At 67.7% G+C, this 20,776-nt stretch carries 22 protein-coding genes and 3 pseudogenes; 15 read left to right on the top strand and 10 right to left on the bottom strand.

The features are described from left to right. Positions 1-69 precede the first annotated feature (69 nt). The 3 genes and pseudogenes from V1227_RS08335 to V1227_RS08325 all read right to left on the bottom strand — a co-directional run. Positions 70-1,971 carry a hypothetical protein gene (locus V1227_RS08335; RefSeq protein WP_329791935.1) on the bottom strand — a complete coding sequence of 634 codons (1,902 nt, stop codon included), beginning with the start codon at positions 1,969-1,971 and terminating at the stop codon, positions 70-72. Positions 1,972-2,110: 139 nt separating this feature from the next. Next, a pseudogene (locus tag V1227_RS08330) lies at positions 2,111-2,334 on the bottom strand (FAD-binding protein); the annotation flags it as partial. A gap of 33 nt (positions 2,335-2,367) precedes the next feature. Next, positions 2,368-2,544 (bottom strand): annotated as a pseudogene (locus V1227_RS08325) (IS3 family transposase); the annotation flags it as partial. A 28-nt stretch (positions 2,545-2,572) separates the two neighbouring features. On the opposite strand from V1227_RS08325, the gene V1227_RS08320 reads away from it, so the two are divergent. Together V1227_RS08320 and V1227_RS08315 are read left to right on the top strand one after the other, a co-directional pair. Then, complete coding sequence (locus tag V1227_RS08320) at positions 2,573-2,740, top strand: BTAD domain-containing putative transcriptional regulator (protein ID WP_329791934.1); 168 nt, start codon at positions 2,573-2,575, stop codon at positions 2,738-2,740. Next, entirely contained in the window at positions 2,722-2,883 is a 162-nt protein-coding gene (locus tag V1227_RS08315) for a BTAD domain-containing putative transcriptional regulator (protein ID WP_329791933.1), read from the top strand. Before V1227_RS08320 ends, V1227_RS08315 begins: the two co-directional genes overlap by 19 nt. 58 nt (positions 2,884-2,941) lie before the next feature. Here V1227_RS08315 and V1227_RS08310 read toward each other — a convergent pair whose 3' ends face one another. Together V1227_RS08310 and V1227_RS08305 are read right to left on the bottom strand one after the other, a co-directional pair. After that, positions 2,942-3,571: a helix-turn-helix domain-containing protein gene (locus V1227_RS08310; RefSeq protein ID WP_329791932.1), complete on the bottom strand. Its 630-nt coding sequence runs from the start codon at positions 3,569-3,571 to the stop codon at positions 2,942-2,944. A 65-nt stretch (positions 3,572-3,636) separates the two neighbouring features. Continuing rightward, a complete protein-coding gene (locus V1227_RS08305; protein WP_329791931.1) occupies positions 3,637-3,921 on the bottom strand; it encodes a zinc finger protein in 285 nt (94 codons plus the stop codon). Positions 3,922-4,181: 260 nt separating this feature from the next. Between V1227_RS08305 and V1227_RS40580 the strand changes: the two are divergent. Both V1227_RS40580 and V1227_RS08300 read left to right on the top strand, forming a co-directional pair. Continuing rightward, a pseudogene (locus tag V1227_RS40580) lies at positions 4,182-4,355 on the top strand (helix-turn-helix domain-containing protein); the annotation flags it as partial. Positions 4,356-4,358: 3 nt separating this feature from the next. Next, positions 4,359-5,447 carry a hypothetical protein gene (locus V1227_RS08300; RefSeq protein WP_329791930.1) on the top strand — a complete coding sequence of 363 codons (1,089 nt, stop codon included), beginning with the start codon at positions 4,359-4,361 and terminating at the stop codon, positions 5,445-5,447. Between the two features lie 18 nt (positions 5,448-5,465). Here the strand turns inward: V1227_RS08300 and V1227_RS08295 are convergent, their stop codons facing one another. Then, on the bottom strand, positions 5,466-6,107 hold the full coding sequence (locus V1227_RS08295; protein ID WP_329791929.1) for an HAD family hydrolase: 642 nt from the start codon (positions 6,105-6,107) through the stop codon (positions 5,466-5,468). Between the two features lie 294 nt (positions 6,108-6,401). On the opposite strand from V1227_RS08295, the gene V1227_RS08290 reads away from it, so the two are divergent. Continuing rightward, a complete protein-coding gene (locus tag V1227_RS08290; protein WP_329791928.1) occupies positions 6,402-7,238 on the top strand; it encodes a DUF5753 domain-containing protein in 837 nt (278 codons plus the stop codon). A 68-nt stretch (positions 7,239-7,306) separates the two neighbouring features. Here the strand turns inward: V1227_RS08290 and V1227_RS08285 are convergent, their stop codons facing one another. Further along, positions 7,307-8,317 (bottom strand): tyrosine-type recombinase/integrase, encoded by a 1,011-nt coding sequence (locus V1227_RS08285; RefSeq protein WP_329791927.1) that lies wholly within the window; start codon positions 8,315-8,317, stop codon positions 7,307-7,309. Beyond that, positions 8,314-8,631, bottom strand: coding sequence for an AbrB/MazE/SpoVT family DNA-binding domain-containing protein (locus V1227_RS08280; protein WP_329791926.1), 318 nt, complete (start codon positions 8,629-8,631; stop codon positions 8,314-8,316). The genes V1227_RS08285 and V1227_RS08280 overlap by 4 nt, the downstream gene beginning before the upstream one ends. A gap of 779 nt (positions 8,632-9,410) precedes the next feature. Here V1227_RS08280 and V1227_RS08275 point away from each other — a divergent pair. From V1227_RS08275 to V1227_RS08250, 6 genes are all read left to right on the top strand, one after another. Next, complete coding sequence (locus V1227_RS08275) at positions 9,411-9,782, top strand: VOC family protein (RefSeq protein WP_329791925.1); 372 nt, start codon at positions 9,411-9,413, stop codon at positions 9,780-9,782. Between the two features lie 34 nt (positions 9,783-9,816). Then, entirely contained in the window at positions 9,817-10,563 is a 747-nt protein-coding gene (locus tag V1227_RS08270; protein ID WP_329791924.1) for an SDR family NAD(P)-dependent oxidoreductase, read from the top strand. A 38-nt stretch (positions 10,564-10,601) separates the two neighbouring features. After that, positions 10,602-11,297: a GntR family transcriptional regulator gene (locus V1227_RS08265; protein ID WP_329791923.1), complete on the top strand. Its 696-nt coding sequence runs from the start codon at positions 10,602-10,604 to the stop codon at positions 11,295-11,297. An 80-nt stretch (positions 11,298-11,377) separates the two neighbouring features. Beyond that, positions 11,378-12,523, top strand: a complete 1,146-nt coding sequence (locus tag V1227_RS08260) for an acyl-CoA dehydrogenase family protein (RefSeq protein WP_329791922.1) — start codon at positions 11,378-11,380, stop codon at positions 12,521-12,523. After that, positions 12,520-13,518: an acyl-CoA dehydrogenase family protein gene (locus V1227_RS08255; protein WP_329791921.1), complete on the top strand. Its 999-nt coding sequence runs from the start codon at positions 12,520-12,522 to the stop codon at positions 13,516-13,518. Before V1227_RS08260 ends, V1227_RS08255 begins: the two co-directional genes overlap by 4 nt. Positions 13,519-13,529: 11 nt before the next feature. Continuing rightward, the gene (locus tag V1227_RS08250; protein ID WP_329791920.1) at positions 13,530-14,696 is read left to right on the top strand and encodes a CaiB/BaiF CoA transferase family protein; all 1,167 of its coding nucleotides are present in this window, start codon (positions 13,530-13,532) and stop codon (positions 14,694-14,696) included. Between the two features lie 4 nt (positions 14,697-14,700). On the opposite strand, the gene V1227_RS08245 is transcribed toward V1227_RS08250, so the two are convergent. Continuing rightward, on the bottom strand, positions 14,701-15,300 hold the full coding sequence (locus V1227_RS08245; RefSeq protein WP_329791919.1) for a TetR/AcrR family transcriptional regulator: 600 nt from the start codon (positions 15,298-15,300) through the stop codon (positions 14,701-14,703). Between the two features lie 166 nt (positions 15,301-15,466). On the opposite strand from V1227_RS08245, the gene V1227_RS08240 reads away from it, so the two are divergent. The 3 genes from V1227_RS08240 to V1227_RS08230 are packed head-to-tail and all read left to right on the top strand — an operon-like array spanning position 15,467 to position 19,397. After that, positions 15,467-16,246 (top strand): IclR family transcriptional regulator, encoded by a 780-nt coding sequence (locus V1227_RS08240; RefSeq protein WP_329791918.1) that lies wholly within the window; start codon positions 15,467-15,469, stop codon positions 16,244-16,246. Between the two features lie 35 nt (positions 16,247-16,281). Continuing rightward, the gene (locus tag V1227_RS08235) at positions 16,282-18,234 is read left to right on the top strand and encodes a flavin-containing monooxygenase (RefSeq protein WP_329791917.1); all 1,953 of its coding nucleotides are present in this window, start codon (positions 16,282-16,284) and stop codon (positions 18,232-18,234) included. After that, complete coding sequence (locus V1227_RS08230) at positions 18,231-19,397, top strand: glycoside hydrolase family 1 protein (RefSeq protein ID WP_329791916.1); 1,167 nt, start codon at positions 18,231-18,233, stop codon at positions 19,395-19,397. The genes V1227_RS08235 and V1227_RS08230 overlap by 4 nt, the downstream gene beginning before the upstream one ends. A gap of 15 nt (positions 19,398-19,412) precedes the next feature. Here V1227_RS08230 and V1227_RS08225 read toward each other — a convergent pair whose 3' ends face one another. Beyond that, positions 19,413-20,189: an enoyl-CoA hydratase/isomerase family protein gene (locus V1227_RS08225; RefSeq protein ID WP_329791915.1), complete on the bottom strand. Its 777-nt coding sequence runs from the start codon at positions 20,187-20,189 to the stop codon at positions 19,413-19,415. A 120-nt stretch (positions 20,190-20,309) separates the two neighbouring features. On the opposite strand from V1227_RS08225, the gene V1227_RS08220 reads away from it, so the two are divergent. Continuing rightward, positions 20,310-20,720 (top strand): nuclear transport factor 2 family protein, encoded by a 411-nt coding sequence (locus tag V1227_RS08220; RefSeq protein WP_329791914.1) that lies wholly within the window; start codon positions 20,310-20,312, stop codon positions 20,718-20,720. Positions 20,721-20,776 lie beyond the last annotated feature (56 nt).

Below are 20,776 nucleotides of genomic sequence, written 5' to 3'. Positions count from 1 at the left end.
CGGAATCCGGCCGCCGGACCCGTTGACCGACCAGAGTCGGCTGTCCGACTGGGACTCCGGGCTACGGATTCAGTCTTTTCGCATCACGCCAGTCACTCCCACGATGAACAAGGTTGCGAAGAACCAGCCCAAAACTTGGAGGCCGAGGCTCCCACGTGCGTACCAAGACGCATCGCCGGGCCGGAAGTCGCATCGCAGCCGTGCGTTGGTGTTGATCAGAGGTAGCGAGATGTCCGCCGCAAGTCTGGCTACTTCGGTGCCACCGCATTGGTCCGTCGCGGAGTTCGGCGTGGTTGTTGCTGGAGACGGGTTAGACGAGGTCGCTGTTGAAGTCGGGGGCGGCGAGATTGTTACTGGAGCTGGGGTCGCCGAGGCTGCCGCCGTGGGGGTCGACACGGTGATGGTGGTCGTCGGCGTTGAGCTGGGCGTATTCGTGAGCCCCTCGACGCGCGTGGCCGGCCTGTAGATCGCATCGGAGTGCTGCGCCTGCACGAGCAGCCACCAGGTGGCTATGAAGACCAGGAGCAGACCGAGGAGGGCTTTACCCGGTCGGTAACCGTGCCCGACGAAGCACCATTTGGCCAGATGCCACACGAACGTTGGTGGCCACCAGCGGGCCCTGCTGTGCTTGAACCGCGCGTTCTCCAGCTTGATCAAAAGGCGCCGTGCGTCGCCGGTGCGGCCGCTGTCCCGCAATGTCTTCGCAAGGTTCTGGTAGGGCTCGGCGTCGAAGCGGTCTGTGTGGTCTCGTAACCAATGTGGCCAGTGCGTGTGATCTGACTCCCTCGACAACATCGCGTATTTGAGCCCGACAACGATGATCTTGCTCTTGGGTTGGCAGCGCTTGCGGAGGCGCCATGGCGGGCGACTGCGCGTGCACACGGTTTGCATCGGGAGGCGCAGGTCGTTGGTTGAAGCGCAGCCGAGGTCGAGTACAAGGTGGTTCCTGTGCTCGTTCTTCTTCTGGTTCTCGATCTTCGCCGCTATCGGTGGAAGATACGCGCGCTCCTGTCCTCGGGGCACGTCCCACAAGTGACCGGTGCAGTCTCGGCCCTCGCTGAAGTCGAGTCTTGAACCGACGCTCACGGACATGAGGTGGACTGTGGCGAGTTCGTTGGATTTCGCCGTCGCGGTGAAACCTGAACACAGCAGCAGGGAACCGCCGACGTGGAGTCCCTCCGCGTTCAGGGCCGGCCCGCTCTCGTTGTCGACGTGCGTGCCGTCGAGCCAGAGATCGCCCCGCACGTGCGCGTTGACGAGTTGGATCGCTCCTGTGTCGCATTTGGATTTCAGGTCAGCCGCGCGGAACCGAAGAGCACGATCAACCTGAAGGCCTTCCGCGTGGAATGCTGGCCCAGCGGCGTTGTGGAGTTTCGCCCTGTCCAGCTCCAGGTTGCGGCCGATGTGGGCGCCGAGCAGGCGAACGGCGCCGAGGTCGTTGCCGTCTTCGGAAACGAGGCAGCGCAGGTAGAGAGATCCATCAACCCTGAGTCTGTCCGCGTGGAAGTACGGGATCCTGCAGTTGTCGAGGTGAAGCCACGGCATCCGTGTGTCATGGGCGACGATCGGGTGGTCGATCCAGCAGTCCGAGAACTTGACACCCACGGGGAACACGAGGGAGTTGTACTCGAAGGCCGGATCGGGCTTCTTCGGGTTGCACGAGCCGACGACTCTGGCGTACCTGACGCGTATGCCGTGTGGATGCAGGTCGGCGCCGTACTTGCCGGTGAGAAGCCCTTGTACAACATCGCCGCGGATCACCCGACTTGGATCTGGAGTGCCGTTGGGCTTTGTCAACTTGACCGCGCGGCAGTCGAGCTCCAAGCCCTGCTTGGCTGCGCTGATCAGTTTCACTTCAAGGTCATTAAGTACTGGTTCTGTCATGGCCACGTACCTGGTGTGCGTAGTGGAGCTGCCTTGTTTGCTCATCGGATCGGGGTGCTGAGCCGTTATCGTCTGGCTGGTATTCACGCCTGGGAATACACTCGTTCGGCGTAGTGACGTCGAGGCGGTTTCATTGCCGTGGTTGCATTGGCTGGACTGCGGCTACTGTCGAAGCGGAGCATACTGTGGACAGATATGCCACCGTTTTGTCGGCGGCCGTCTCGCCTCAGGCCAGCGCGCGTGCGAGAGCCCGGCCCGCGGCACGTCCGGAGAAAAGCAGCCGCCCAGGAACGTTCCTTCAAGCGCGTTGTAGCCGTGCTCGCCGCCTCCGCCGAAGCCAGCGACCGCCCCAGCGGCGTACATGCCGGGGACCAGGGTGCCATCGGAGTGCAGTGCCTAGGAGCCCAGGTTGGTGTGGATTCCACCCAGCGTCTTAGAGGTACTAACAGAAGGGTCTGCTGTACGAGTAGGTGACTGTGGTAGTCACGCAGCCTGACTGGCTGGCGTGGTCATGATTGCTTCGTATTCGATGGGGGTCAACCTGCCGAGAGCGGCCTGGCGCCTGCGGCGGTGGTAGGTGCGCTCGATCCAGGTCACGATTGCGATCCGGAGTTCCTCGCGAGTGGTCCAGGTGCGCCGGTCGAGAACGTTGTTCTGCAACGAGCGCGCGATGGCCAAGGAGGTCCTGTTGACCAGGTTCGACGGGTACGTGCTGAACATCGAACCGGAAGACGTCGACGCGTGCGGCTACGAACGGCTGGTGAAACTCGGCAACCAGGCGATCCGCAACGGCGACCACGAAACCGCGTCCCGGCTGCTGGGGGTGGCGCTCGAAAAGTGGCAGGGCCGGCCCTGACCGGCGTGCGCACCGGGATGCGGCTGAACATCGAGGTGGCCCGTCTGGAGGAAAGCCGGCTCACCGTGCTGGAGAGCCGGATCGGCGCGGACATCCAGTTCGGACGCCACCAGGCTACTACGTCACCGAGCCGCCCAGCCTGATCGGCCCGCCCCACGACCGCCGATGCGCCCTGTCGCAACCGCGAGTCTGAGCCAGAGGTCAGAATTCCGGTCTGGTCTTGTCGCGGACACGGCGTTCCGCGAACTCATGGGTCAGCACGGCGCGAAGCGTCGGTTCGGCGACCCGCAACGCCAGTACCTGCCTGTCCGGCTTTGAGTGACACGCGGCCCAGACGATCAACTCGGCCGCGTCCGTGCCGTAGAGGTGGGCCAGTTCGGCGAGCGTGATCAGGTTCGGAAGTGCGTGGCCGTTCTCGAACTGCGACAGGGTGGTGTTCGAGAAGGTCCGCAGTGCGTGGGCGGCTTCGGTCTGACTGAGCCCGGAGGCGATGCGCGCGTCGCGGGGAGCGTGGCCGAGCGCCGTGGCGTAGGGCTGCTGGGTGGAGAAGTCGCCCAGCGCCCGATCGATGTCCAGCCCGCGCTCGGCCACCACTTCCCGCAGATCGGCATCGTCAGCTTGCTGCAGCAGGGCGCGTGCTCGGTCGACGCGCTCCGCTGGGAGCCAAAAGAGGTCTTCGGCGGGGAAGGCATCGACGTCGGTACGCCGGCAGAGCACGCCCACCTTGGTGAAGCGGCGGAGTTGCTTGATCAAGTCGGCGTTGGCGAGCCCGGCCAGTTCGGACAGGCGGGCGAGCCTGTGTTCGACGCTGACCCGTTCGAGGAACGCCACCAGGACGATGCCGCCTTCGCGGTTATAGGTAAGGCGCGCGTCCCTGGTGGGTCGGTGAGTGGTCCTCATCGGCGGATGAGCTGCAACTTCAGGGAGTTGCCGGGGCGAGGCGGCGACGGCAGGTTCGCCTCCTTGCCCTTGCGCGGCCAGGGGAGGATGCCTTCGTGCGCCCGCCAGGCACTGTCGCATTCGGGGCAGGTCGGCCAGTAGCGGCTGTCGGTCGGCCACGTGTCGGACCCCGCGACTACCTCGATGCCGCACAGGGTGTGGCCGTGGTCGTTGGCGGCGAGATGCTGGGGGATCGCGTGACGGCCACCGCTGTGGGGTTGCCACTTGTAGTCTCGAGTCATATCTGATCGCTCCCTGCGAATGTGCGCGGTCGGTCGCGCGATATCGACAGGAATTCAGCAAAATTGGCCGATCATTGAAGAACCAGTGCGTGGATCTGGCATCGACCGAGCAAGAATCGGTCGCGCATCATGACTACCTGCGTAATTGATCGGTTGCCCTGATTGGGTGAACATGAAGTTCTCTGAGTTGAACGGCTATCTTCTGCAGCGTCCAAGCTAGGCTGCTGAGGTAATGGTCGCGGGTTGCACTAGGGGGCTCAATGGCAACGCCTAGGCGGGAGCTTGCCGCTCGCCGCAAAGCGGCCGGGTTCTCGCAAGAACAGTTGGCCGAATACCTCAGGTGCACCCCGAGCACCGTAGGTCGGTGGGAGCGGGGCACCGCGACGCCCGAGCCGACTACTCAGCCCCGTCTTGCCAGAGCGCTGGGCCTCAAGAGCGTGCAGGAGTTGGTGAACCTCCTCCATCCGGGCGGCTTGTCCCGTGGGTTCGCCGATGTCGCTCATCCAGGCGAGGCTGACGTCAGCAGTTCCACGCCTGGTTCAGAGGGAGCGTCGACCGGGGAGATCAGCCAGGTTCACGCTGCCTTCCCGAAGCTGCGCAGGGCGATCGATGCCTTCGACTGCCCGGAAGACGGGCCAACCAGGAGTCTTGCGGAGCTTTCCGCGGCAGTGGTCGGCATGAACGCGCACCGGCTGGAAGCTCGGTACGGTCTCCTCGCGGAAGCATTGCCCGACCTGCTCGCCGAATTGGCGCGTGCCAGCCAGGCTGTTGTTGGCGGCCATGAGCGTCGGCAAGTGGAGGCCCTCCGTGCGCTCGCACTCCGGGCCGCGGACGGTCTGGCTTTCAAGTTCGGCTACCTCGACCTTTCGAGCCGCCTCATCGATCTCATGCGGCACTCGGCCGCGCTCTCCGATGATCAGCTCCTGGTCGCTGCGGCCGAATACGTCCGCACTGAGACGTTCTTCGCCAACGGCGACCTGACGGCAGCCCGCAGGTTGTTGATCCGAGCGGCCGACGAGCCGAGCCTCTCCAGCCTGGCGTCTCCACGCGTCGCTGCAGCTTACGGATCTCTCCAGATGCGGACAGCGGTCGTAGCCGGTCGTATGGGGGATCGCAGCGCCGCTCACGACCACCTGCGCGAGGCGTACCGCGCTGCCTCGACTGTGCCCGAAGGCGTCTATCACGGCACCGCGTTCGGGCCGCATTCGCTCCGGATCCACGAACTGGCCGTTGCGGCGGAGCTGCGGGATCCGGCCGGCGTCCAGCGTGCCGCTGCATGGCATCCTCCGAAGGAACTGCCTGCGGAGCGTCGCTCTCACTACTACATCGAACTGGGCCGGGTGCAGCTCGAGTTGGGCAGGCACGACGATGCGCACCAGTGCGTCGAGTTGGCACGCGAAGCTGCGCCACAGCACACCCGCGAGCACCCGCAGGTCAGAAGTACGGTCGCGACGCTCTTGCGGTATCGCCCGGGAAACAGCCGACTGGTTGACCTGGCGGCGTGGACGGGAGCACGCGTCTTCTGACGCTTCCCCACTTCGCCGTTAGGGAGCCAGCAAGCCGGGCAGTTCGTCCAACGAGTCGATCACCCAGTCCGCATCTCGCTGCACGAGGGGATCCTCGGCCCAGAGGTGTCCCCACGGGCCGCGACGGACGAGGACGGTACGAAGTCCTGCCGCCTTGGCTGCGACCACGTCGTTGTCTCGATGGTCTCCCACATAGGCGATCTTCTCTGCCTTGGTCGCGGCAGCGGCGATCACTTGGTCGAAGAACGCCCTGGCGGGCTTGGCGACACCCCATTCTCCTGAGGTGGCAACGAAGTCCGTCGGCAGTTCGAGGTCGCGAAGCAGCTGCCCGGCTCGCGCCGTCTGATTGCCGGCTACACCGACCCACAACCCGAGGTCGCGCAGCGCTTGCAGGCTTGACCGCACGTCGGGATACAGGTCCGACTCCTGGATCTGTTCGCCGAGACCGGCTTCCTCCCGGAGCTGGCGCTCGTGTGCGACGTCGAAGTCCGGCCGGAAATAGCGGAAGGTCTCCGCGTTGTCCCGGCCAGACGCGGTGACGGCACCGAGGACGGTCGAGAAGGTGTGCCGTGAGACGCCGATCCAGTCTGCCCAGGCGCCCCACTCGCGGGAGTCGTCCAGCAGCGTCTCGCCGACATCGAACACGACAGCAGTGACCATGCCTCACTCTTACGCCATCGCATGCTCCTGAGGCGAATCTGCTGGCGATGTGTCTTCGGAACATCCCGCGGCTTGTGAGGACCGAGCACCCGATCGTGTGTGACCGCTGGTTCCTGCAGTTCAGCAGTGGTGGATGCCTGATCTGTGCCGGATCGATGTGTTGTGGGTGCGCTGGTCCGGGCGTCGTGGGCGGGGTTGGCTGTCGCGCAGACTTCAGCGAGATGAGGAACTTCTGCGATGCCCAAGAGAACGTCCACTGTCCGAGGCCGTGAGTTCGGCGATTGCCTGCGATCGGTGATCGCGGAAGCCGGGTTCACAGGACGCGGTCTCGCCGAGGTTCTCGACTGGCAGGAGGCGAAGCTCTCCGACCTGGTCAACGGCAAAGGAGGCACCGACAAGATCGAACTCGCCCTGCTGCTCGGCGCGCTCCGCGCAGCGCCCGCCGTCCGGAAACATCTCCAGACGCTGTTCCCGGACGTGCAGGTGAAGGGCTGGTGGCAGCAGTACGGATCTCGGCAGCCTGTGGAGCAACGGACTCTGGTGTCCCAGCTGGCGGCCGCTGAGAAGTTGGTCAGCTGGCATCCGCACGCAGTACCTGATGCTCTGCGGACCACTGAGTACCGGCGGGCCGTGATCGCTGCGTCCGCCACCGTTCCGGCAGCTGAGGTCGAGGATCGGCTGCAGGCGGAGCTCATCATGCAGAGGGCGGTGTTTCGTGGAGGTCTCCATAGCACTTTCTTCATTCACGAAGCGGCGTTGCGGTTGCCGGTGGGCAGTGAAGAAGTGCAAGCGGAGCAGATTCAGCACCTGCTGCGGATGTCAGTCCGGCCGAGCGTGTCCGTGAGGATTTTTCCTGAGCGAGCGGGTGCCCACGCTGGCATGTTCGGGCCGTTCCTCTATCTCGATTTCACCAAGTTCGAGCCATTGGTGTGCTTGATGGCAGAGACATCCACTCTCTTCGTGGAGGAAACGACCGGCGTCAAGGCTTATCGGCAGGTGATTGGCGCCCTCGATCGCGCCGCCCTCGGTGTCGACGATTCGCACAATTTCCTGCTCCGTCTCGGCGGCGACCTGTCGGCAGAGCCGGATCACCCGTCCTCCATGCCCGAGGTTCCGGAGCCGATCCGGTGATGTGGTGAGGCTGACGGGCCCTGGGCTGGATCACTACGTCGTGCGGACCAGCCCAGGGGATCGACTGGTTATGTCAGTGGGTGGTGTTCTCCGGTGAGGGTGGCGAGTGCGGTGGCGACTTCTTCGAGGGCGGCGCGGATGTAGGTGGTGGTGCTGCCTGCCTCGCTGTTGGAGTCGTTGTGTCCGGCGTAGGCACGGGCCACGGCATAGCCGAAGTGCCGTTCGACCCAGGTCAGCGTCGTGTAGCGGAGCCAGTGTGTGCTGACGCCCTGTTTGCCCGCCCAGGTCAGGTGCTGGCCGACGCGGTTCCACAGGTAGTCGTAGCGGTGGTAGGTGATCTGGCTGCCGTTGGCGTTGCGCAGCAGCCGCCCGTTCATCGGCGCGCCGCGATGCTCGACGTGCTGGAGCAGGTGCCACATCAGCGTCGGGGAGACCGGTTGCCAGCGTGAGGTCTCGCCCTTCTCCCGCAGATAGACCAGGCACTGCTCCTGGTCGAGGTCTTTCGGTCGCAGGGCGAGGGCACCGCCGCGGCGGGCTGCGGTTTCGGTGTGGAACCGGACGATCAGCGAGTCCAACTGCGGATCATTGCCCGTGGTGGCGACGACGTCGTTGAGCTGGTCCATCTGCTTGCCGGACAGGGCTCGTCGGTTGCTGGGTTGACGTCGGGGTTTGGCCACTTTCGCTGCGGGGTTGGAGCGTTCGTCGATGAGTTCGTCGTCGACGGCGTGGCGGTAGAGGCAGCGCAGGGCGGCGATGAGGTGTTCGGCGGCGGAGTTGCCGTTGCGGGTGTTACGGCGGACGGTCAGGTTGGCCTTGATGTGCTGCACCAAGCGCTGGATGTCGGTCGGCGTGCGATCGCTGAGCGAGATGTCCGCCCACTGGTCCAGGACGCGGTTCCAGTAGGGCGTGTAGGCGCGGCGCGTGCCGTCGCTGACCGCAGCCGCTACGACGGGGATGTATTCGGCGAATGTTGGTGCGGGTGGCTTGATCGAGCTGAGCAGGTCCTCGGCGGTGACGCCCATTCGGTCCAGGACCAGCCGGGCGGCTTCCAGTTCGGCTTGGGTGGGTGCGCCGGTCACTGGTCCTCACCTCCCGGCAGGGCGGGCAGGAGCAGTTCGTCCAATGCACGCGGTGGGAAGGCGGTCAGGGTGTGGTGGTCGAGGTGGGCGGTGAGCAGGACCCGGTCGCCGACGACGATGCCCGCCGCGCGGCGGGCTTGGGCGGGCAGGCGGAGGTAAACCTGTGCGCTCAGCTTGACGACGCCGTGTGGGTCGGCGGTGACGACGAGCAGGCCGTCGTGTTCGCGGATGCTCAGTCGGGTGCTGCCGTCCCAGCCCAGCGCGGCGATGATGTGGCGGTCGGCGACTCGGCCGCGATCGTCGACCGTCGCCATCCCGTAGACCACATTCGTCGAGCGGGGAGGCTTGGAAACGGGTACGGAGATAAGAGGGAGTGGCTGGCCGACAAAGCGAGAAGAGATATCCGCGCGACCCGCCGGAGTAACGGTGGGGACGAGTGGGCGGATATAGGAGCGGGTCACCGGACACCACCCGTTCGTGGTGCCGAGACGCGAAACAGGTGCTCAAGTAGACCTGAGCACCTGTCACGTAGTTGTGGCAAACTTGCCACTTTTGCGTGTCCGAGGGGGACTTGAGTTCCCGTGCGCAGCAAGCTTGCGCGGTTTGTGTGTTCACGCGCTATTGGATAGCTCGAACCTAGTATAGAGGGCCAGGTGGCACTAATCAATCTTTCGCCGCTGGGTTTTATCGGCGGGAGTAAGAACTTCGCGGCGATCTGTTGGACCGCGCGCCGCTCTGGGATCAGGCCCATCTGCGGCAGACGCTGAGTGAGTACGAGCGGCACTACAACGAACACCGAACCCACCGACCGCTCGCTGGTGCGGCACCCCTGAGGGGCTGGCCTCGGTCTGTCGAACTGCTCAGACCGAACGCTTCACCCTAGGCCAACATGATCTTCTCGGCTGAGTCACTCACAAGCATTGCCGTACGCCTTGACCTGCATGAACATAGTTCTCGCACGCACAGGCTGGCCGGTATCGGACAGTCATCGGCGGTGCAGGCCCGTGTCCGCTGAGTGGAACGTTCACCCACGTGATCACGAGGTGGGCGGTGTACTCCGCGTCGTCGCGGCACGCCGTTCCTCGGAGGCATCATGGGCTTCACCTTCACCAAGGTCGTCGTCGGCGATCTCGACGCTCAGTGCGGGTTCTACGGCGCCGTGCTGGGTCTGAAAGCCGTACATCGGATGGCGAACGGCGAGGGTGCGGAGAAGCACGAGCAGGTCGTTCTGCGTGGCGATGGCGAAGGGCCGTCGCTGGTGCTGGTCGCCTACTCCTCCCGCGAGGTGCCTGTGCCGGGTGAGGCAGTGCTTGGGTTCGAGGTCGCCGACGTGGATGTCACGGTGCATGGCGCCGTGGCGGCGGGCGGGTCCGTGCGGGTCGCTCCGAAGTCGGCGGGTGGCAGGCGGCTGGCCGTGGTCCTGGACCCGGAGGGACATGCCGTCGAGTTGTTGCAAAAGCCGTGACCGCAACGGGAACAAGCTGCAGGAGAGGACATCGATGTTCGAGCTGTCGGGCCATGTAGCCCTGGTCACCGGGGCCGGTCAGAACGCGGGAGCGGGTATCGCGCGTGCGTTGGCGGGGCAGGGTGCGGCGGTGGCGGTCAACGACCTGGTGGCCGAGCGCGCCGAGAAGGTCGCGGAGGAGATCGTTGCGGCCGGTGGACGGGCGGTGCCGGTGCCCTTCGACGTCACCGATCGCGAGGCGGTGCGCACGGCCGTCGCGAAGGTGAAGAGCGAGTTCGGGAAGCACGTTGATGTTCTGGTGCACAACGCGGGCATCGCTGCTGATTTCGGGCAGGGGCACTTCCGGACGTTGGACCCGAGCCGGTGGCGGGGTCCGGTGGAGATCAACTTGTTCGGCGCGATGAACTGCGTCTCCGCGGTGGTCGATGACATGTGCGAGGCCGGGTGGGGGCGCATCGTGCAGATCTCCTCCGGTGCCGCGCGTGTCGGGTCCGACCAGGGGCTGTCGCTCTACGGAGCGGCCAAGAGCGGGGTGGAGGGTTTCATCCGGCACCTGTCGCAGGAGCTGGCGCCTTCCGGGGTCACGGCCAACACGCTGGCACTGGGCTTGCAGAGCAACGTCGCCGGCGCGGCCACCGAGATGTTCGCGAAGAGGATCCCGCTGCGGCGACTGGGCACGCCCGAGGACGTCGGTGCCGCGGTGGTCTACCTCGCTTCGGCGGAAGCGTCGTGGCTGACCGGGCAGATCCTCGACCTCAACGGGGGCAGCGTCACCTCCTGATCCACCCCGTACGGTGGGGCTGATCGTGAGGAGTGCCCATGTCGTCCAGCAAGAACGGTCCAGGGAGGACCGGCGCCGATCAGGCGGTGTCCCGCGTGGTCGACGGGATCAAGCGGATGATCGTCTCCGGGGATCTGCTGCCGGGGCAGCAGATCCGCCAGGAGCAGATGGCGGCCGTGCTCGGCGTGAGCCGGTTGCCGGTGCGGGAAGGCCTGCGGCAGCTGGCTTCCGACGGCCTGGTGGTGCACGAGCACAACGTCGGGTTCGCCGTCGCGCGCTTGAGCCGTGCGGAGTTCGACCAGGTGTACCTGATGCGGCGGTTGCTGGAGACAGAGGTCATCCGCAGCCTTGTCCAGCCGACCGCTGAGCAACTGGCAGACGTGGAGGCCCTGGCGCAGGCGGTCGAGCAGGCGGCGGAGGATCTCGACCTGGCGCGCATGCGCACTCTCAACAGCGAGTTCCACCAGGCGATCTTCGGCCTGAACTCGCTGAACCTGGTCGTGGCCGAAATCAGCCGCATCTGGACCTGGGCGCTGCCCTATCACGCCGTCTACCTGTACGACGAGGCCGGACGGGCGCGGGTGCTGGCCGAGCACCGCGAGATGGTCGCCGCGCTCGCCGAAGGTGACTTCGAGCGGCTGGTGGAGCTCATGGACGCGCACCGTTCCGGCTCGGAGGCCCAGCTCGACGTGATGCTGCGGTCGGGTGCGGCGGCGCGGCCGTCCGCCGGGTGACGCGTCCACTGACCGGAACATCGGACGCAGGACTGGATCCGGTTTCCTAGCGTGGCCCGGACCCCGAGAGAGGAGTCCGGGTGACATCGACGATCGACCTGGTCGCGCACCGCCACAGCACTGCCGAGCACGAACTGCGGGACGAGGTGCGCCAGTTCCTCGACGACCAGCGCGCGGCGGGTGGTTTCCGACCCCGCTGCAACGCCTGGATGACCGCGGCCGACCCTGCGTTCAGCAGGCTGCTGGCCAGCCGCGGCTGGGTGGGGATGACGTTGCCGCGACGCCACGGCGGCCACGACCGCACCCCGCTGGAGCGCTTCGTGGTGGTCGAGGAGCTGCTGGCGGCGGGCGCGCCGGTGGCCGCGCACTGGATCGCCGACCGTCAGATGGCTCCGTCGATCCTGCGCAACGGCACCGAAGCGCAGCGGCACCGGTACCTGCCGGAGATCGCCAAGGGCGAGTGCTTCTTCGCCATTGGAATGAGCGAGCCGGACGCCGGCTCCGACCTCGCCGCCGTGCGCACCCGAGCGGTCGAGACACCACACGGCTGGGAGATCACCGGCACCAAGCTGTGGACGACCGGAGCGCATTTCGCGCACGCCATCGTGGTGCTCGCTCGCACCGATGGCACACCGGGAGACCGGCACACCGGCCTGTCGCAGTTCGTAGTGGACCTGCCGCACCCGTCCGTCGAGGTCCGGCCGATCGTGACGATCGACGGCGAGCACCACTTCAACGAGGTCGTCTTCGACCGCGCCGTCGTGCCCGCGGACGCTCTGCTCGGCGACCGCGGCTTCGGCTGGCGGCAGGTGATCGCGGAACTCGGCCACGAGCGTTCGGGACCCGAGCGGTTCCTGAGCACCTTCCCGTTGCTGGAGGCGTGGGCGGCGCAGACGAGCGACGACCCGTTGGCGGCCAGGGAGGTCGGGCGGCTCACGGCCCGCGCCTGGACGTTGCGGCAGCTCTCGCTCGCGGTCGCGGCCGGCCTGGCTGCCGGTCGTTCGCCGGAGGTGGCCGCCGCGCTGGTGAAGGACCTCGGGTCCCGGTTCGAAGGAGACGTCGTGGAGACCGTGCGGCGCGTTGCCGGCGTCGAACCCCGGCGCGGAGCTGAGGGACTGGCGGGGTTGCTCGCCGACGGCGTCCTGCACTCCCCGGCGTTCACCTTGCGCGGGGGCACCAACGAGGTTCTGCGGTCCGTGGTGGCCCGTGGTCTGGGGGTTCGGTGAGCGACGAGCTGCACGAGGAGATCCGCGCCGCTGTCGGCGCCATCCTGAAGGGTCGCGACAGCGAGGATGATTTCGACCGTTCCCTGTGGAAAGACCTGTGCGACACCGGTTTCCACCTCCTAGGTGTCCCCGAGGAGATCGGAGGTAGCGGTGGCGGGCTCCGCGACCTCGCGGTCGTGATCGACCTGCTGGCGTTCCACGGCGCCCGCGTGCCGGTGGCGGAGTCGGCGTTCCTGGCCGGGTGGCTGCTGGCTCGCGCCGGACTGTCCATTCCGGACGGCCTGGTGGTCGCGTCGATCGACCAGGCCCGTGTGCATCGGCGCGACGGGCTGCGGCTGTCCGGCCGGGTGCGGGCACCGTGGGCGCGGCATGCCGACCACATGGTGACCATCGGCCACGACGGGAACGTCGCGGTGGCCCCGGTGAGAGCCGTCGAACGCCACGAGAACCTCGCAGGCGAACCCCGTGACGTCGTCGTCCTCGACAACGTCAAGGTCACCGCCGCCGCACCCGCTGATGTCGAACCAGACGAGGTGCTGCACCGAGGGGCACTCGTCCGGGCTGTGCAGCTGGCAGGCGCGGCGCGAGCCGTGCTGGAGTCGGCACGGCAGCACGTCGCCCAACGAGAGCAGTTCGGTCGTCCGTTGGCCCGTTTCCAGGCAGTGCAACAACACCTGGCGGCGCTCGCGGCAGAGGTCACCGCCATGCGGGTGAGCGCCGACGCGGCTGTGCTGGCGGTCGAGGCATCGGATCGTGGAGCCGCTATCGCTATTGCCGCAGCGAAGGCGACCACTTCTGCCGGTGCCCACGTCGTCGCTGGCATCGGGCACCAGTTGCACGGTGCCCTCGGCTACTCGGCTGAGCACGCCCTCGGCGCGGCGACCACCAGGTTGTGGTCGTGGCGCGAGGAGTTCGGCAATGAGAGCCACTGGCACGACCGCCTGGCCGCCGCCGACGGCTCGGTGTGGTCCTTGGTGACGGGCGGTGGCAGGTGAGCAGGGGAGCGTTGCGAGGACTGAAGGTGCTGGACCTCAGCCGTGTGCTCGCCGGGCCGCTGTGCGCGCAGATGCTCGCCGACCACGGCGCGGACGTGATCAAGGTCGAGGCACCGGCGGGGGACGAGACCCGGCGCTGGGGGCCGCCGTTCGTCGACGAGGACCAGACGACCAGCGCCTACTACCAGGGCCTCAACCGCAACAAGGCCAACGTCGTGCTGGACCTGCGCGTCGAGGCCGCGCGCGACGTGCTGCACGATCTCATCGCCGGCGCGGACGTCGTCGTGGAGAACTTCAAGGCAGGCACCATGCGGCGTTGGGGACTGGACTACGAAGAGCGGATGGCCGCCGAGTTCCCCGGTCTCGTGTATTGCCGGATCACCGGCTACGGGGTGGATGGTCCGCTGGGCGGCGAGCCCGGCTACGACGCGGTGCTGCAGGCCCACGGCGGCTTGATGAGCGTCAACGGCGAGCCGGACGGCGACCCGTTGCGCGTCGGCGTACCGATCGTCGACATCACCGCGGCACATCAGGCGTTCGCGGGTGTCCTGCTCGCCCTGACCGAGAAGGCGGTGAGCGGCCGGGGACAGCTGGTCGACATCACGCTGGTGGACGCGGTGGTGTCGCTGATGCACCCGCACTCGGCCGCCTACCTGGCCTCGGGGACGCTGCCGGTGCGCACAGGGGCCGCGCACCCGACCGTTGCGCCGTACCAGGTGTTCCGCACGGCGCACGGCGGCAGCCTGTTCGTGGCCGCCGCCAGTGACGCGCACTTCGCCGCGCTCGCGGACGTGCTCGGCCGGCCTGAGCTGGCGGGTGACAGCAGGTTCCTGCGCAACCGGGATCGCGTCGAGCACCGCACGGAGTTGCTGGCCTTGCTGGAACCGCTGTTCTGCGCGAGACAGGCGGACGAACTGGCCGAGGCCCTGCGGGAGAGGGGAGTACCGGCGAGCCCCGTGAACGACGTGGCCGCCGCACTGGCCGCGCCCCAGGTCCGGCACCGGGCGATGGTGGTCGCTGACGGCGACTACCGGGGCGTCGGCGTGCCGATCAAGCTCAGCCGCTCTGGCTCGGTGCCGCCCCGCGCGCCCGTCGCCCACGGCGCGGACACCGAACGGGTGCTGGCCGCCCGCGGCCACGACCTCGCCGCGTTGCGCGAGAGCGGAGCGCTGGGCTGAGCGCTCACCGCACGGCGGCTCCGGCCAGGACCATCCGCAACGCGTCCCGCAACAGCCCGGTCAGGTCTTCGTGGCAACCGGACGTGATCCAGTGCTCGAAGACGTGCCGGGTGGCGTGCACGACCAGGTAGGCGGGCAGCGTCCGGTGCAGCGGGTGCCCGCCCGCGGGCAAGCGCCGGTCGAGGAAGTCGGCGACCACCTCGCACAGTTCCTCGTCGGCTTCCTGCCAGCGCAGGCGGTACTGCGGGGTGGTCACCATCAGCTCGAGGAAGCGCTGGTCGGCCTCGCTGAGCCGCCCGTCGGGCATGGCGGAGGTCCAGGCGCCGACGAGGGCCTCGACCAGGTCTTCGGTATCGGCGACGTTCTTCAGGCTGTCGGCGACCCACTCGGAGGTGGCGCGGAACAGCGGCCGGACCACATCCTCCTTGACCGGGAAGTGGCGGTGGAAGGTGCGCGGCGAGACACCGGCGGCTTCGGCGATGCGCTCGACCGTCGCCGACGTGTCGCCATCGGCCACGAAGATCTCTTTGGCCTTGTGCGCGATGGCGACGCGCAGCTCCTCGGCCCGCCGCTCGGTCAGCGTCGGACGTTCACCTCTGGCCATGCCGACACCTCTTGGTAACCGTCTCACCTGCGCCAATGTAATTGGATGCAAGATTGTATGCGGAAATTGGACACGATCCGTTTACACGGCCGAGGGGTGCGGTTACGCTCACACCTGTCAGTTTCTGACATGTCGGCAGATTCTGCAACAGGGATCGGGAGGGGCGATGACCCGAGAGCACGAACCGCCCGTGGCGATGATCGATCGGGTGGCGTCGCTGTTGCAGGTCTTCGACGGGCACGACCGGCTCACCCTCGCCCAGATCTCCCGCCGGGCCGGACTGCCCCGCTCCTCGGCACACCGCATCCTGCAACGCCTGGTCGAGCTCGGCTGGGTGGAGCGCAGGGGCTTCGAGTACGGGCTGGGCATCCGCATGTTCGAGCTGGGCTCCCAGGTGGTGCGCCGCGACGGCGTGCACCAGGCCGCCCTGCCGTACATGCACGCCCTGCACCGCTCGACCGGGCTGACCGTGCACCTGAGCGCGCTGGTGTCCGCCGACGTGCTGCACCTGGAACGAGTCGGCGGCTGGCCGGAGAAGGGCGAGGGCTGGCGTCTTGGCGCCCGGCAGCCCGCAGCCCACTCGGCCGCCGGACTCGCGCTGCTGGCCCAACTCGACGAGGCCGACTGGCCGGGGCCGTTCGACCACGAGCCGCTGCGAGCCGAGGTCGAACGGGTCCGCGAGCGCGACGGCGTCGCCATCGACCTGGAGGGCTGCTCGGCCGGTGTCACGGCCGTGGCTGCCCCGGTCGGTCCGTGCGAGGGCGGGTTGTCCGCCGCGCTGTCGCTGTGCGGGCCGGCTGGGTCGATGCCCGTCGACAGAGCCGTGGCCGCGGTCCGGCGGGCAGCGGCCGACATCTGGTACGCGGCCTCGGGCGTGACCCGCCTGCACGGCAGGCAGATCCGCCGCGGCCACGTCGCCGCCCCCGCCGCCCTCGCCCACGGCTGACTCTCCCCGACCACCACGAGAAACCCGGTGACCCGATGACCGTGATCACCCCGGACCAGCCCACCTACGTCATCTCGCCCGTCACCGGTGTCGACCGCGCCGCCCTGGCCGCAGCCGTCGACGTCGCCGAACCGGGTGCGCTGCTCGCTGCCCTGGTGCACCTGACCGGCGACACCACGCTGGTGGACGAGTTCAAGGCGAAACTCGACGCGCATCGCACGGCGTGGGCCGGTAGCTACCCGGAGAGCGTCGCCGACGAGGTCCGCGCCCGCGCCCGACGGCTGCTCGGCGACTCGCTCGTGCCCAGGATCGAGGTGCCCGACGACGAGCTCTTCCGGCGCATCGCCGAGGTGTGCGTCAACGACACCGTCGAGCAGGAATTCGTGCCACACCTGCGTGAGCAGGCCGGGTTCGAGCCCGCGCGCCGCGTGGTGCCGACGACCCGCCGCCCACCAGAGGACTTCACCGTTGCCGTCATCGGTTCGGGAATGATCGGGCTGAACGCCGCGATCAAGCTCGGCGAGGCCGGGTTCCGCTACCACGTGTTCGAGGAGCGCGACGATCTCGGCGGCACCTGGTCGCGCAACACCTACCCCGGTGCCGCGGTCGACACGCCCAGCCACTTCTACTCGTACTCCTTCGAGCTGAACCCGTCGTGGTCGAAGTACTACCCGACCGGCCCCGAGTACCTGGAGTACCTGCGGGGCGTGGCGCGCAAGTACGACCTGCACCGCCACATCTCCTTCTCCACCAAGGTTCTCGGCTGCGTGTGGGACGAGGAGGGCCAGTCGTGGACGCTGACCGTGCGCGGCCAGGACGGCGCGGTCCGCTCCCACCGGGCGAACGCCGTGGTCACCGCCACGGGTGTCCTCAACACCGCCTCGATCCCCGAAGTCCCGGGCGCACAGACCTTCCGCGGCGAGATGATGCACACCGCGCAGTGGCGGCCCGAGGTCGACCTGACCGGCAAGAAGGTCGTCGTCCTCGGCGCGGGCTGCACCTCGGTGCAGGTCGTGGCGAGCATCGTCGACCGAGTCGACGCGCTGCACGTCGTGGCGCGCCAGCCCCACTGGGTCATCCCGGAGAACGCCGTCTACTCCGATGTGCCGGAAGGCATGACGTGGGCGCTGGCGAACATTCCGTACTTCCACCAGTGGTTCCGGCTCAAGTCCTACTGGTGGGCGGCGGACAAGAACTGGGCTGTCGCGCGGATCGACGAGGAGTGGTACGCCACGCACGTCTCGGCGTCCCCGGCCAACGACGCGGTGATGCGTGTGTGTGTCGACCATCTGGACCGCTCGTTCGCCGACCGCCCGGATCTGAAGCAGAAGCTGACACCGGACTTCCCGCCGTTCGCCAAGCGGATCGTCAAGGATCCCGGTTTCTTCGAGGCGGTCAAACGTGACCACGTGACCGTTCACAGGGCATCGTTCCGCGAGGTTCTGCCTGACGGTGTGGTCACGACCGACGGTGAGTTCATCGAGGCCGACGTCATCATCTGGGCCACCGGCTTCAAGCTGGAGTACCTGAGTTTCCTCGACGTCGCCGGCCGCGACGGGCTGAAGCTCGCCGACGCGTGGGCCGACCAGGACCCCCGCGCCTACCTCGGCATCACGGTCCCGGGCTTTCCGAACTTCTTCGTCACCGCGGGTCCCAACGCGGCACCGAACCACGGCGGTGGGCACAACATCACCAGCGAGGAGCACGTCCACTACGTCGTGGAGTGCCTGCAGTACCTGGTGGAGAAAGACCTGACGGCGATGGAGCCCACTCGCGAGGCGACCGACGACTACAACCGCCGGGTGGACGAGGCGCTGGACAAGACGGTGTGGCAGCACGGCGGCAGCGCCAACGGCTACTACCGCAACAAGAACGGGCGCGCCTGGGTCACCTGCCCGTGGCGGCTCGTCGACTACTGGACCATGCTGCGCGCCCCGGTGCCCGAGCACCACGTGTTCACCCCGACGCTCGAAGGAGATCTGCTGTGACCCGCGCACTCCCTGACGGATTCCTCTGGGGAGCCGCGACCTCGGCCCACCAGACCGAGGGCAACAACCTCAACAACGACTGGTGGAAGCTCGAACAGGACACCGCGGAGTACATCCAGGCCAGCGGTGACGCGGTGGACAGCTACCACCGGTACGGGGAGGACATGAGTCTGCTGGCCGAGGCGGGCTTCAACGCCTACCGGTTCAGCATCGAGTGGGCACGGATCGAACCCGCGCCGGGGCAGTTCTCCCGCGCCGAGCTCGCGCACTACCGGCGGATGATCGACACCGCGCTGCGGCTGGGGCTCACTCCGGTGGTGACGCTGCACCACTTCACCCACCCCAGGTGGCTGGGTGCTCACGAAGCCTGGCTGCGGGACGACGCCGTCGACCTGTTCACCCGGTACGTCGGTGAAGCCGCGTCCATCCTGGACGGCGTCGAATGGGTGTGCACGATCAACGAACCGAACGTGCTCGCCGTCAACCACGGCGCACTCGCCGAGGTCGCCGCCGGCAGGCCCTACCCGTTCGGGATGCTGCCCGACGCCAAGATCGGTGACCGCCTGATCGAGGCACACCTGGCGGTGGCACCTCTGCTGCGCGAGGCCACCGGTGCGAAGGTCGGCTGGACCGTTGCCAACCAGGCGCTCGTACCGGCCGCCGGTGCCGAGGCGAAGCACGCCGAGGTGCAACGGATCTGGGAGGACATGTACCTCGAACCGGCGCGTGAGGACGATTTCGTCGGAGTCCAGTCCTACACCAGCCAGCTCGTCGACGAGAACGGGATCGTGCCGCACCCCGAGCACCCGGACAACACCCTCATGGGGTGGGCCTACCGCCCGGACGCGCTCGAGATCGCGATCCGGCACACCCGTGAGGTCGTCGGGGAGGTCCCGATCGTGGTGACGGAGAACGGCATCGCCACGCCGGACGACGAACGCCGCATCGCTTACACGACAAGTGCTTTGCAAGGAGTGCTGAACGCCGTGGACGATGGCGTGGACGTCCGCGGATACCTGCACTGGAGTCTGCTCGACAACGCCGAATGGGGACGGTGGGAGCCGACTTTCGGCCTCGTCGCCGTCGACCGCGAGACGTTCGAACGGCGCCCCAAGCCGAGCCTCGCGTGGCTGGGATCGGTCGCCCGCGCGAACGCGCTGTGAGCTGTGCCCGGCAGGTCACCGGCCGATGAAGACCGGTGGCCGCCGTTGCAGACTCGCGGCGATGCCCTCCGCACAGTCGCGCGTCTGCCACAGCCGGGCCTGCTCCGCCAGTTCGTGATCCAGCGCCGCCCTCACCCGCGCGGGCAGGTCCGCGCGCAGCGTGGCCCGGATCGACCGCACCGCGAGCGGTGCCGCGGCGGCGATCTCCTGAGCCCACGCCACTGCCGCTTCCCGCACCTCACCTGGTCCGGCCAGCCGGTCGGCCAGTCCGATGCGGACCGCGTCCTCGCCGCAGACCCTGCGGCCGGTCAGCAGCAGATCGGCCGCTGTCTGCCGGCCCACCAGGTCCGGCAGCGTCACGCTCAGGCCGAAGCCGTGGTGGAAGCCGAGCAACGCGAAGTTGGCGGTGAACCGCGACGACGGTTCGGCGACCCGGAAGTCCGCCGCGCAGGCCAGGCCGAGCCCGCCACCCACCGCAGCACCCTGCACGGCGGCGATGATCGGCGTCCGCACCTCGAACAACCGGGCAGCCCGGTGGTACAGGCGTTCGGACACGGCCACCCGGTCCTGGTCGAAGCCCCCACCGTCGCCGAAGTCCGCGCCCGCGCAGAAGTGCTTGCCCTGCGAGGCGAGAACGATCGCCCGGCAGTCCGGATCGTCGTCCAAGGCGAGAGCCGCGTCCACGAGCTCGCCGATCAGCGGCTCGTCGAAGTAGTTGGCGGGCGGGCGGCGCATCTCCAGCAGCGCAACGCCTTCCCGCACCGAGACCGACAGTTCGGAACCAGTTGTCACACGCCGAACTTGCCGCACAACAGCGGTGTGCGGGCCCGTTGTTCCGCTGACTGGGAGGAGTGCCACCGCTGTGGTGACCGCCACGCCATCATCGCCTTCCCTCGACGAACAGGAGAACCGTTGAGCGCCAAAGGGAACAATCCGACCGCCGACACGGCAGCGATCATCGCCCTGCTCAACCGGTTCGGCCGCATGGCCGACGAGGGCACTCTGGCCGACATCGGCGAGCTGTGCACCGACGACGTCGAGTGGTGGATGCCCGAGGTGACGTGGCGAGGCCGCGAGGAGGTCCTGAAAGGGCTCGGCTCGATGCGCGAGCTCGGGTACGCCGGCCCGGAGTCCCGCAACCGGCACGTCATCACCAACCACGAGGTTGACGTCGACGGCGACCGCGCCGCGGCGCACGCGTACTTCCAGCTGGTGTCCGGCGATCTGCCCGCGAGCATCCTCGCCGTCGGTTCCTACACCGACGAGCTGCGGCGTTCCACCGATGGCCGCTGGTTGTTCGCCCGGCGCCAGATCAGCACTTGACCGTCCACTCACCGGAACAACCCGGCCCTGCCGCAGCCCCGGCCTCCTAGCCTCGG

The sequence above is a fragment of the Lentzea sp. DG1S-22 genome (assembly GCF_036321065.1).
Lineage (GTDB): Bacteria > Actinomycetota > Actinomycetes > Mycobacteriales > Pseudonocardiaceae > Lentzea > Lentzea jiangxiensis.
This window is presented reverse-complemented; position numbering and strand designations above follow the sequence as displayed.